This is a genomic window from Olegusella massiliensis, from assembly GCF_900078545.1.
Lineage (GTDB): Bacteria > Actinomycetota > Coriobacteriia > Coriobacteriales > Atopobiaceae > Olegusella > Olegusella massiliensis.
On the sequence record NZ_FLLS01000002.1, the window covers coordinates 1,237,994 to 1,250,045 of the forward strand.

Annotated in this window: 10 protein-coding genes and 2 riboswitches; of the genes, 4 read left to right on the forward strand and 6 right to left on the reverse strand. The window is 49.6% G+C overall.

Translation table 11 applies throughout. From position 1 onward, the window contains the following. Positions 1 to 16 precede the first annotated feature (16 nt). From BN4314_RS05755 to BN4314_RS05765, 3 genes are all read left to right on the forward strand, one after another. Positions 17 to 2,374, forward strand: a complete 2,358-nt coding sequence (locus tag BN4314_RS05755) for a DEAD/DEAH box helicase (protein WP_068540252.1) — start codon at positions 17 to 19, stop codon at positions 2,372 to 2,374. 68 nt (positions 2,375 to 2,442) lie between these two features. Further along, the gene (locus BN4314_RS05760; protein WP_068540253.1) at positions 2,443 to 2,820 is read left to right on the forward strand and encodes an HsmA family protein; all 378 of its coding nucleotides are present in this window, start codon (positions 2,443 to 2,445) and stop codon (positions 2,818 to 2,820) included. A 108-nt stretch (positions 2,821 to 2,928) separates the two neighbouring features. Next, positions 2,929 to 3,108, forward strand: coding sequence for a hypothetical protein (locus BN4314_RS05765; protein ID WP_021735650.1), 180 nt, complete (start codon positions 2,929 to 2,931; stop codon positions 3,106 to 3,108). 32 nt (positions 3,109 to 3,140) lie between these two features. Here the strand turns inward: BN4314_RS05765 and lpdA are convergent, their stop codons facing one another. The 6 genes from lpdA to gcvT all read right to left on the reverse strand — a co-directional run bounded on the left by lpdA (position 3,141) and on the right by gcvT (position 9,838). Next, entirely contained in the window at positions 3,141 to 4,511 is a 1,371-nt protein-coding gene (lpdA, locus tag BN4314_RS05770; protein ID WP_068540254.1) for a dihydrolipoyl dehydrogenase, read from the reverse strand. Positions 4,512 to 4,519: 8 nt separating this feature from the next. Next, the gene (locus tag BN4314_RS05775; RefSeq protein WP_068540255.1) at positions 4,520 to 5,509 is read right to left on the reverse strand and encodes a lipoate--protein ligase; all 990 of its coding nucleotides are present in this window, start codon (positions 5,507 to 5,509) and stop codon (positions 4,520 to 4,522) included. A gap of 36 nt (positions 5,510 to 5,545) precedes the next feature. Then, positions 5,546 to 6,985 carry an aminomethyl-transferring glycine dehydrogenase subunit GcvPB gene (gene gcvPB / locus BN4314_RS05780; protein ID WP_068540256.1) on the reverse strand — a complete coding sequence of 480 codons (1,440 nt, stop codon included), beginning with the start codon at positions 6,983 to 6,985 and terminating at the stop codon, positions 5,546 to 5,548. Further along, complete coding sequence (gene gcvPA, locus BN4314_RS05785) at positions 6,982 to 8,298, reverse strand: aminomethyl-transferring glycine dehydrogenase subunit GcvPA (RefSeq protein ID WP_068540257.1); 1,317 nt, start codon at positions 8,296 to 8,298, stop codon at positions 6,982 to 6,984. The genes gcvPB and gcvPA overlap by 4 nt, the downstream gene beginning before the upstream one ends. Before the next feature lie 3 nt (positions 8,299 to 8,301). Next, positions 8,302 to 8,685, reverse strand: a complete 384-nt coding sequence (gene gcvH / locus BN4314_RS05790) for a glycine cleavage system protein GcvH (protein ID WP_035098475.1) — start codon at positions 8,683 to 8,685, stop codon at positions 8,302 to 8,304. A 70-nt stretch (positions 8,686 to 8,755) separates the two neighbouring features. Continuing rightward, complete coding sequence (gene gcvT, locus BN4314_RS05795) at positions 8,756 to 9,838, reverse strand: glycine cleavage system aminomethyltransferase GcvT (protein WP_068540258.1); 1,083 nt, start codon at positions 9,836 to 9,838, stop codon at positions 8,756 to 8,758. Between the two features lie 84 nt (positions 9,839 to 9,922). Next, positions 9,923 to 9,994, reverse strand: a riboswitch (glycine riboswitch). 3 nt (positions 9,995 to 9,997) lie between these two features. Beyond that, a riboswitch (glycine riboswitch) is annotated at positions 9,998 to 10,080 on the reverse strand. Positions 10,081 to 10,293: 213 nt separating this feature from the next. On the opposite strand from gcvT, the gene ettA reads away from it, so the two are divergent. Next, complete coding sequence (gene ettA, locus BN4314_RS05800) at positions 10,294 to 11,973, forward strand: energy-dependent translational throttle protein EttA (protein ID WP_021735589.1); 1,680 nt, start codon at positions 10,294 to 10,296, stop codon at positions 11,971 to 11,973. The last annotated feature ends 79 nt before the right edge of the window (positions 11,974 to 12,052 follow it).

The window sequence follows — 12,052 nt, forward strand, 5'->3', positions numbered from 1 at the left end:
AGTGTTGGGAGGGAATATGGAAGCATTTGAGCGTTATGCGCCGTTTATTCAGGATTTTATTTACCGCAATGGGTGGCAATCGCTGCGTGGTGTGCAGGTGGCAGCCGCTCATGCGATTTTTGATACAGACGATAATGTGTTGCTCTGTGCATCCACAGCTTCTGGAAAAACTGAGGCAGCATTTTTCCCCATACTGTCAGTTTTGGAGGAAGAACCCTCAAGTTCTGTTGGGGCGCTCTATGTGGGCCCACTCAAAGCACTGATAAATGATCAGTTTGGACGCTTAGAAGAGCTTTGTGAAGAAGAGGAGATTCCTGTCTGGCGTTGGCATGGAGACGTTGCTGCTTCGCGCAAGGCAAAATTGATAAAGCATCCTTCAGGAATATTGCAAATTACGCCAGAATCCCTTGAGGCACTGTTGCTACATCGCCATTCAGCAATCCCCAAGCTCTTTGGTGATTTGCGTTTTATTGTGATTGATGAGGTACATTCTCTCATGCGGGGCGATCGAGGCGCTCAGACCCTTTGTGTGATTGAACGCTTGTCTCGTCTAGCAGGAGTGAGGCCACGTCGTATTGGACTGTCTGCGACAGTGGGCGATCCCGAGCGTACGGGCGAATATCTTTCTGCGGGTACAGGGCACAAAACGCTCATTTTGCGCATTGATGATGCGTCTCAACGTTGGCGCTTGTCAATGGAACATTTTTATATCAGTGATTATCAAGCTGTTGATGATGAGTTGGGGCGCGGACCTTATGCCCATCGGCATGAGGCAGAGGAAGCAGCTGTATTGACCGATATCGAGGTGGATGGGGGCATGCCGGGCAAAGAAGGACTTGCTTGCATGCCTCAGCGCAGCTATGAGAGCAAAACCGATACTGCACCCCAGCTAGCAGATCCAGGCCTCGGATATATTTTTGAACATAGTCGGGGTAAAAAGTGCTTGGTTTTTTCCAATTCGCGCGAGGACGCTGAGGCGGTGACTACGACGCTTCGCTCATATTGTGAGGCAAATGGTGAGCCAGATCGCTTTTTAATCCATCATGGCAATCTTTCTGCTCCCTTGCGAGAATCTGCCGAAGACGCAATGAAGGATGAAGAAACAGCCCTCACTACAATTACAACCTCAACTCTTGAGCTTGGTATTGATATTGGAAGACTTGAGCGCGCCTTTCAAATTGATGCACCTTTTACGGTATCAAGTTTTTTGCAGCGCATGGGGCGCACTGGTCGTCGTGGTACGCCGTCCGAGATGTGGTTTGTCATGCGAGAAGAACGACCTGAGCCTCGCTCCACCTTGGGTGAAACTATTCCTTGGAAACTTTTGCAAGGCATTGCTTTGGTGCAGCTCTACCTTGAAGAGCGCTGGGTTGAGCCTCCCCGCCTGGATCGCCTACCCTTTAGCCTGCTTTATCATCAGACAATGGCAACACTGGCATCACAAGGTGAAATGAGTCCCGCAGAACTTGCAGTGCGCGTGTTGACTCTCACGCCATTCCAACGGGTTACAACAGATGACTATCGAGTACTGCTTCACCATTTAATTGCGAGCGAACAAATTCAACAGACTGATGAAGGCGGCCTTATTGTGGGCTTAGCGGGGGAGCGTGTGGTTAACAATTTCCGCTTCTACGGAGTCTTTGTTGAGAGTGAGGAGTACACCGTTCGTAGTGAAAGCCAAGAGCTTGGTACTACGGTGATGCCGCCACCTGTAGGTGACAAAATTGCTATTGCGGGTGCCACGTGGCTGGTAGAAGAAGTGGACCATAAACGGCATATGGTTTACTGCACCCAGGTAAAAGGTCAGGTGCCTGCCTATTTTGGCGAGTGCCCCGGTGACATTCATACCCATGTACTCGAGCGCATGGCACACATTCTCGCAGAAGATGTGATATATCCCTATCTCATGGATAATGCCCGTGCTCGTCTTGCTCAGGCGCGTCGTACGGCAGGCGCTTCAGGCATGCTTAACGCGCCGCTTATCAATATTGGTGGAGATAGTTGGGCGCTGTTTCCTTGGCTGGGCAGTTATGCTTTTTTGGCTCTAGAGCGTTTCCTTAAGCTGCGCTGTTCAGAGGAGTTAGGACTTAAGGGCCTGGACTCAAGTCGTCCATACTTTTTGCAATTCCGTATGAAAGCAGATGCGCAAACCTTTGTTGATGTGCTTGCCAAGCAAGCCCTGCGTCCGCTTGATCCCCTTGAGTTGCTCTATCCTAAAGAAGTGCCTGTTTTTGAAAAGTATGATGCCTATGTGCCAGTTGAGCTGGTGCGCAAAGGTTTTGCCTATGGGATTTTAGATACAGAGGGCATGTTGCATCGTGTGCGTCAATGGTGTGGCTTGCCTGAGTTGCCTGAGTTAGGAGGTCAAGCGTAAGGGTTTTAGTGGGGTGTTTGGGCGTAGGATAGCTGGGGAGAGAAAAACAATATGGAGCAGGAGAACTCATGAAACCAATGCTTTTGGCTGCAATCATTGCAATTACACTCGCACTTATTTTGTATACCATTGGCGTCTTTTCCGAACGTCACGCAAAAGTACTTAAGCCAATGCATCTTACACTGTTTTGGTTGGGATTGATTTGTGATAGTACAGGTACAGCCTTGATGAGCAAGATTGCCCAAGCAGGTGCTACAGGAATTGGATTACATGCAGTTACCGGTGCTCTAGCGATTGTTCTTATGGCATTTCATGCAATTTGGGCAACGGTGACGCTTGTGAGTCACAATGAAAAACGTGCTCGTACCTTCCATCGCCTCAGTCTTTTTGTCTGGTTGGTATGGCTTGTGCCTTATGTTATAGGTGTGTATATGGGTATGCATTAGACAGTTTTGTAGGAACTTTTGGTTTTAGAGTTTTGTTGGTAAGGGCGTTGCAGTGCGTAAAGGGCAGCAGTATTGCCGCCTCAGGCGAACACAAGTAGGGGATGCGCTATGGCTATTAGTTACGTAGATTCCAGCGAGCTCGATGAGTATCTGATGATGCCTGATTGCCCTGAATGTGGTAGTGAGGACGTAGTCTGTACGGAGACCTACCAAGATGGTGAGTGGACCATCAAGCAGTATTTCTGCAACAAATGTGGACATGTTTGGGTTGAGCGAAGCAAGGCATAAGATTGCGAGCCAAGATATAAGACAATCGCTGCTTATATCAATTGAAACGCGGCTTCGGCAATGAGCTCGCTTACGGTGGGATGCGGGTGGATTGTTGCAGCAAGCTGGGCTGCTGTCATGTTTTGTGCGATGGCTACAGCGATCTCTCCGATGAGGTCGGTGGCACGCGGACACACAAGCTGTGCCCCTAAAATTTGTCCGTCATCTTTTGCGGCAATAAGCTTGAGATAGCCTGAGTCGCCACCTTCTATCAGACATTTTGCATTGGACCCACTTACGACTTTTGCCACACGGATTGAGAGTTTGCGCTCTTTTGCCTCGGTTTCGGTCATGCCGATGGATGCTACTTCAGGTGAGGTATAGACACAGCTAGGAATGAGCTGCTCATTTATGAGCTGCTCCTCATGACAGATGGCCCGTATCACATTGCGTGCCTGAGCCATTGCAACGTGTGCGAGTTGAGCTGTACCTGCACGGACATCGCCGATTGCCCACACATGAGGTAGGCTACTGCGTCCGTCATTATCGCAAATGAGAGCACCGCGTTCTAACTTTGCGCAGATAGTATCTGCAAATAAGCCCGTTGTTTCGGCAGCGCGTCCCGTAGCAATAAGTACGCCATGAGCACACAGCTGTTGTTCGTTACCCTTTTTGTCGCAATATCTGACGCATAGGGTATCGTTTTGCTGCGTAATTTCAGCAACACGAGCAGACGTTTCAATCTTGACCTTTGATTTTTTGAGATGCATGTTTACCCGCTGGGCGATTTCCTTGTCAAAGGGTGGCAGTATGCGCTCCATTGCCTCAAGAATGCTCACTTGTCGACTTAATGCAGCATATAGTTCTGCACATTCGACTCCGATAACGCCACCGCCAATAATTATCAAGGAGGAAAGATCTGCACCTTCACCCTCAAGGATATCATCGCTGGTAAGTACCCCAGGAAGATCGATGCCAGGAATAGGAATGCGTTTGGGCACCGAGCCTGTGGCGATGATAAGCTCATGTGCTTCGTATTCCATTCCGCCGCAAACAATGATGCACGATGCATCATTTGCAGAAGTGAGCTGCGCCTCTCCTTCTATTAACGTAACTTTGTCGTTTTTCATAAGTTTGGCGAGACCATCACGAAGACCGGTCACGATTTTTGTCTTGTGCGCATGCATGGCAGAAAAGTCCAACACTACGCCCGAGCAGCTGATGCCATATTCACTTCCGCTGCTTGCCTCAACGAAAGCTTTAGATGAGTGAAGTAGAGCTTTTGTAGGTATGCAACCGCGGTTAAGGCAGGTACCACCAAGGAGATTGCGCTCAAATAAAACGACCGATTTGCCTCGACGAGCAGCCTCGTGGGCTGCGGTATAGCCGCCAGGACCTGCACCGATAATGGCAATATCAAACATGTTTTCTCCTAGCGGGCAGCAATTGATAGGACTAATTGTGCAAGGTCAAAGGCGACCTGCTTATCTATTTTTTCGCCCTCAAGGCGGGATCGCAATTCGGACGCATCAAGTGCGCAACCCGAAAGGGCGCGTTCTACAAGGATGGGTAAACCTTCGGCAAGAGCGTCTGTCCAGAGATAGGCTTGCTGTATGAGTCCCTCTGCAATCTCAAGGTCAAGACGGACGGTGCCCCAAGAAAATCGAGCTTCAGCTCCTTGGGACAGATGGCGTTTTTTCCCAAGATTCCATGCTGGCGAAGCAAAATGCGTGCGGAGCTGCTCAAGATACTCCTCATCAAGTTGAGTAGAATCTATGCGCTCTACCTGAGAGTTGAAGACCTTTCCAAATGACTGGCCAAGCGCAGACTTGAGCTGCTGTATGGTGAGCGAGGGCGAAAGTTCGGATAGGTTGACAACACGTGAGCGTATCGATTTGACGCCGCGTGCTTGTAATTTGAGTGGTGAAGGTTGCAAGTAGCGGCTCAGTGCGCCGAAATCTGCTGCAACAAGAAGTGTTCCATGGTGGTAGCTATGCTCACCTTCGTGCAAATACGCACAACCCGAAAACTTTCTTCCATCTACGGTGAGGTCATTGCGACCTGTAGCCTGCGCATTGATACCAAGTGACTGTAACGCGTTAAGTATTACCGCATTTTGCTTTGCAATATCAAAGTCTTTTGTTGGTATAAGGAAGGTAAAGTTCAAATTGCCAAGATCGTGATATACTGCACCGCCTCCAGAAAGTCGCCGCACAAGGTGCCCACCCTCAGCTTCGAGAGCACATACATCACATTCATCCAAAGCATTTTGATTGCGCCCAATTACCACGGTGTGGGCATTTTGCCAGAGATAAAGTACGCAGCAATTGGGGCCCGTCTGCTCAAATAAGAGTCTCTCAAGAGCAAGATTGGCATAGGGGTCATAGCCTTTTGCCTCTATGAGTCCCAAGTTCTTTATCACGGTGATTTCCTCTCGTGGCAATTGGGCGTTTCTTAGTTACTCAACATCAAAGTCATAGCGTAGGTGTGGTTTACGTGCAGCACCCACCTCATCCGGTCGTCCTATAGGACAGCTAAAGGGCGCATCGTGCAGACGTGTCCCATCGTGGCGCGCCTCGGTCAAAATAGTCTTGAGGATGCCGATAAACTCATCAAGAGTTTCTTTGCCCTCAGTTTCGGTAGGCTCTACCATGAGTGACTCGTGCACGATAAGCGGGAAATACATAGTGGGTGGATGAATACCAAAATCAAGCATACGCTTGGCAACATCCATTGCAGACACGCCGCATTCATCCTTGAGAGGCCCTATATCCATCACAAATTCGTGCATACAAGAATCAGGGAAGGGGATAGTAAAATCCTTACGTAGCGCTGCAAGTAGATAGTTTGCATTCAAAACTGCATTGGCGGAGCTCTGTCTCATGCCGTCTGCGCCAAGTGACAAGATGTAGGCATATGCACGCAGAACTACAAGGAAATTCCCATAGAAGCTACGTACCCTCCCAACACTTTTTGAGGGCGTCTCAAAGCTAAAGCCAGCATCAGTTTTGGTGATAAGAGGTCCTGGCAAATAAGGTGCAAGTTCTGCTTTGCAAAGTACAGGACCCGCACCTGGGCCACCTCCGCCATGAGGTGTCGAGAAGGTCTTGTGCAGGTTGAGATGGGTGCAATCAAACCCCATATCGCCTGGGCGGACGCGTCCCATAATTGCGTTGAGATTTGCACCGTCGTAATAGCAAAGGCCTCCCGCTTCGTGGATGATGCGGGTAATCTCAAGAATATTGCGATCAAAAAGCCCGAGGGTATTGGGATTGGTGAGCATCAGCCCCGCGGTGTGGGGACCTACGGCTGCCTTGAGTGCATCGAGGTCGACTCCGCCTTCATCGTTAGAAGCTACCGAAATTACCTGAAAACCAGCCATACTTGCCGAGGCGGGATTGGTGCCATGCGCAGTATCAGGAACGATAATTTCATCACGTTCGGCTTTACCATGATCAAGGAGCCAAGCACGGATGAGCAGCAGTCCCGTAAGCTCGCCATGGGCACCTGCTGCCGGCTGTAAGGTGGTCGCATCCATGCCACACACTTCGCGAAGGGTGTGATCGATGTTATAAAGCAGCTCAAGGCAGCCCTGCACCGTTGACAGAGGCTGCAAAGGATGGATGTCAGCAAAATTTGGCATGCTGGCAAGGACTTCATTGACGCTGGGATTGTATTTCATGGTGCAAGATCCCAGGGGATAAAAACCATCATTGACACCATGGGTCTGCTTCATAAGCTCGGTGTAATGGCGAGCTATATCGACTTCGGAGAGCTCGGGAAGCCTTGGTGCCTGTGTGCGTAACTGTGCGGCATCAAAGTGAACCTCAGCTACGTCTAGTGCGGGTAGAAGCTCGCAATGACGCCCCGAAACACTACGCTCAAAGAGGAGTTTCATACACCGCTCACCTCCTTAAGAGCAGCAATGAGTAGGTCGATTTGCTCGCGGTTGTTGAGTTCGGTACAGCACCAGAGCAAACCCCCGGCAACAGGAAGACCGGCAAGGATTCCCCTCTCGCTCAGCTTGGCTACAATTTGTTCTGCATCGAAGGGACAGTTGGTAAGGAACTCATGGAAGAAAGGACGCGTGTCACGTAAGCTAAACCCAGGGATTTCTTCAAGGCACCTTTGCAGGTAATGTGCATGAGCAGTACAGCTTTGTGCGACTTGATAGATGCCTTTGGGGCCCATCGCTGCGAGATAAACCGAAGCTGTCATAGCGCACAGTGCTTCATTAGAGCAAACATTAGACGAGGCTTTTTCACGGCGAATATGCTGCTCGCGTGCTTGGAGCGTCAATACAAAAGCGCGACGTCCCTTCGCATCAGAGGTCTCGCCTACAATGCGGCCAGGCATCTTGCGCATGAGCTTTTTTGTGCATGTCATCAAACCCAGATAAGGACCGCCAAAGCTTAGCGGCATACCAAGAGCTTGCCCTTCGCCTACGGCTATATCAACTCCATACTCACCAGGAGTTTTGAGTAAGCCCAAGGAAATAGGATTAAAGCTCATAACAAGCTTGGCGCCATTGCTGTGTGTTGCGGCAACAATTGCATCAATATCTTCAATCACACCATAGTAGTTAGGACTTTGTACCAGCACAGCGGCTGTGCCAGCATTCATAGTGCTTTCAAGTGCAGCGATGTCAGTTGCACACTTATCTGCAGCTACCACGTGTACGGGAACTTTGCGGCTTGCACAATACGTCTTGACGACAGCGATGGTTTGCGGGTCGACCGTAGCAGAAATAATAACGTCTTGGCGTTTGCGCTCTTGGCACATCAACACTGCTTCTGCAGCAGCGCTTGCCCCGTCATACATAGATGCGTTGGAAACCTCCATGCCTGTGAGTTCGCAAATCTGTGTCTGGTACTCAAAGATTGACTGGAGCACACCTTGACTTATTTCTGCTTGATAAGGCGTGTAAGCCGTGCGGAATTCCTCCTTGCTCGTAACGCTCTGCACGATTGCAGGGATGTAGTGGCGGTAGGCGCCAGCGCCGCGAAAGATGCTCTGAAAACGCTGATTTTTATTGGCAAGCTTGCTGAGAGTATCAACAACTTCTAATTCGCTTTTCCCTACAGGGAGCTCGAGTTTGGATACCAGCGCTTCTTTGGGGACTACTTGATAGAGTTCATCTAAGGAGTTGAGGCCTACGGTTGAGAGCAGCTCTTTTTGCTCTGCTGCAGTTGATGGGACGTAGACTCCCATGGTTTATGCCTCCTCGTTGGCGCAATGTTTCATGTAAGCTTTGGCATCAAGCAGCTCTTCTATATCACTGACATCTTCAACTTTGATGAGCCAACTGCCATAAGGATCCTCATTTACCAGCTCAGGAGCATCAGCAAGTTCCTCGTTGACTGCAGCAACGGTGCCTGTGAGCGGGCTAAATACATCGGATACTGCTTTGACAGACTCGATATCAGCAAAAGGTTCGCCAGCAGTGATGGTATCGCCTTCTTCGGGAAGGTTGACAAATACGATGTCGCCAAGGGAATCTTGCGCAAAGTCAGTCAGACCTATTGCATAGATATCGCCATTTTTCTCGACCCACTCATGGGAGGTGGTGTACTCAAGTTCTTCTTTGACCTCTGCCATCATGCAATCCTTTCTTACTGCTTTTAGTTATTCGGACTTTTTAAGTCCGCTTAGTGCTAAGAAGTGCAAATTAGTCGCGCTTGTAAAAAGGAAGTTCTACGATACGCACAGCTAAGCGCCTGCCACGGACATCGGCTTCTGCCTGAGTGCCCACTGCGGCATGAGCAACATCGACCTTTGCCATAGCAATTGACTGCTTAAGATGAGGTGCAAACGTGCCAGAAGTTGTGTGGCCAATAAGTTCATCGCCAATGTAGAGGTTTTGATGTTCGCGTAGAATGCCACGTTCTGTTGCAATAAGACCCACGCGAATGACCTGAGGATCGCCTTTGGAAAGCAAAGCATCGCGTCCGATGAAGTCGTCTTTGTTGAGTTTGACGCCAAAGTTCAGACCTGCTTCTAGCGGTGTGGTTTGCTCATCCATTTCATGCCCATAAAGTGGCATCGCTGCTTCAAGGCGCAGAGTATCTCGAGCACCCAAACCACAGGGAATAAGCCCTTCGTCTTTGCCTGCTTCGCGGAAGAGCTGCCAGAGTTTTGTGACCTGATCGTTTGCACAGTACAGCTCAAAACCCTTTTCACCGGTATAGCCTGTGCTTGACACCAGGCAGTCAATGTCACCCACGAGAACATGAGGACAAAAACTGTAATAGCCTTGGGGTAGCGTTTGGGGATCAGTTAGTTTTTCGATAATGGTTTGCGCCAAAGGTCCCTGTAGTGCAAGTTGGGCAGTACTGCTTGATAGGTCTTCAAATTGCGTATCAGGCAGTAAGTTTGCCTGCATGTGAGCAATATCTTTGTCATGATTATCGGCGTTGATAACAACAAAATAGTCATCGTCGGCAAACTTATAGACGATAAGGTCATCGATGCAACCGCCCTGCTCATTACACATAATGCCGTAACGACATTTGCCTATCTTCATTTTGCTGTAGTCGTTGGTAAGTAAATGATTGATGGTAGCAAGAGCACCAGGACCTGAAAAACGTACTTCGCCCATATGAGATACATCAAAAAGACCGCAATGTGTACGTACGGCTTCATGCTCTGTGCGAATGCCGGTGGGGTACTGTACTGGCAGCAGGTAGCCAGCAAAGGGGACGATTTTTCCACCTTCTTTTACATGGATGTCGTACAGGGGTGTTTTTTTCATAGCTACTCCCTCGAGACTTTGTGGCTTCCAGCGCGAAACGGTAGAGTCATGTTTTACGAACAGAGCAAAACTTCAGCTCTGTGCCCTTGTCTTTGACCTGAAAGATTCTCCAAATAAATGGATTGCTTCTTCGGTGGTCAGATGACCTTTCCAAGGTTTCGTCGGCGAACGGTCCTTTTGCCTGAGAGTTATTGCCGCCCCTTCGGCTCCGTGTGAGTCACGGTCTCTTCCGTTCGTGTCTTCCGAGAGTATTCATTTGTCGTACCTGTAGGTACTTGTCGCCATACTAACAAGTGATTTCGTGTTTTATCACTAGCAATCGCTTTGGGGTGGCGGAGACACGGTGAACGGAGTAGTGAGGATGAAAGTAAGCTGTTTTGCCTGTTATTATCGATTAAGAAGTAAAGCAACGTGAGACTGTCTTGTAGTATGCAAAGCAGGATATGAGGAGAGATATGGCAGAGTTTGTCTACCAGATGTACAAGGTTCGCAAAGCTTTTGAGGGCAAAGTCATTCTTGATGATGTGACGATGGGCTTTTTCCCTGGCGCCAAGATTGGCGTTGTCGGTCCTAATGGTATGGGTAAGTCGACCCTGCTCAAAATCATGGCAGGCATGGAAGATATTTCCGCAGGTGAAGCAAGAATGGCACCAGGCTATAGCGTAGGTATGCTACAGCAGGAACCACCTTTGGATGATTCCAAAACGGTTAAAGAAAACATCGAGATGGCTTTTGGCGATTTGCTTGCCAAGATTGAGCGCTTCAACAAAATCGGTGAGGAAATGGGCGAGCCTGATGCTGATTTTGATGCTCTGATGAGCGAGATGGGTGAGCTACAAACTGAGATTGATGCGGCAAATGGCTGGGATCTGGATAGCCAGCTGACGCAGGCGATGGATGCTCTGCAGTGTCCTGATCCAGATGAGCAGGTTGACCACCTGTCGGGTGGCGAGCGTCGTCGTGTGGCGTTATGCAAGCTCTTGCTGGAGGCGCCTGATTTGCTGCTGCTAGACGAGCCAACCAACCATCTGGATGCTGAGTCGGTACTTTGGCTTGAGCAGTTCCTCAAGAATTACCCTGGTGCAGTGCTGGCAGTTACACATGACCGCTATTTCTTGGATAACGTTGCCGAATGGATTTGCGAGGTTGACCGCGGAACGTTGTATCCCTATAAGGGTAATTACTCCACCTATTTAGAGACCAAAGCAGCCCGCCTTGAGATGGAGTCCAAGCAAAATGCTCGTCGCGCCAAAAAGATGAAGTCTGAGTTGGAGTGGGTGCGCAGCTCTCAGAAAGCACGCCAAGCAAAAAGCCGTGCTCGTCTTGCCGCGTATGAGCAAATGGAGGCGGAGGCACGCCAGACCAAAAAGACTGACTTTACAGATATCCAGATTCCCGTGGGTCCTCGTTTGGGTAACAAGGTGCTTGAGGTTGAGCATCTGCATAAGGCCTTTGGTGAGCGCGTGCTCATTGATGAGTTGAGCTTTACGTTGCCACGCAATGGTATTGTTGGTGTGATTGGCCCCAACGGTGTAGGTAAGTCGACACTCTTCAAAATGATAGTGGGCCAGGAGCAGCCAACGTCTGGCTTGTTGGAGTTGGGGGAGACGGTAAAGCTTTCCTATGTCGATCAGGGACGCGCTGGCCTTGATGCCGAAAAAACTGTTTGGGAAGTTGTATCGGATGGTAATGATTATATAGTTGTCGGCGATCAGGAAATTCCCAGCCGTGCCTATGTTTCTGCTTTTGGTTTTAAGGGCACCGACCAGCAAAAACGTGCAGGTGTTTTGTCTGGGGGCGAGCGAAATAGGCTCAATCTTGCTTTGACCTTACGACAGGGTGGCAACCTGCTGTTACTCGATGAGCCTACTAACGACTTAGATACTGAGACGCTTGAGAGCTTGGAAGAAGCTTTGCTTGCCTTCCCTGGCTGTGCTGTGATTACTAGCCATGACCGTTGGTTTATGGACCGTGTTGCCACGCATATTTTGGCATGGGAAGGTACTGACGAAAATCCTGGTGCCTGGCATTGGTTCGAAGGCAACTTCGAAGACTATCAAGCAGATCGCATACGCCGTCTAGGCCCGGATGCTGCGCGACCTCATCGCCTGCATCGCAAGCTTACAAGGGACTAGACTCTGCTTTTCTGCTAAGTGATTTTGGTGCCGCTCCATTGCTGGGGCGGCATTTTTGTACGGGTCATCAACCCTGTTG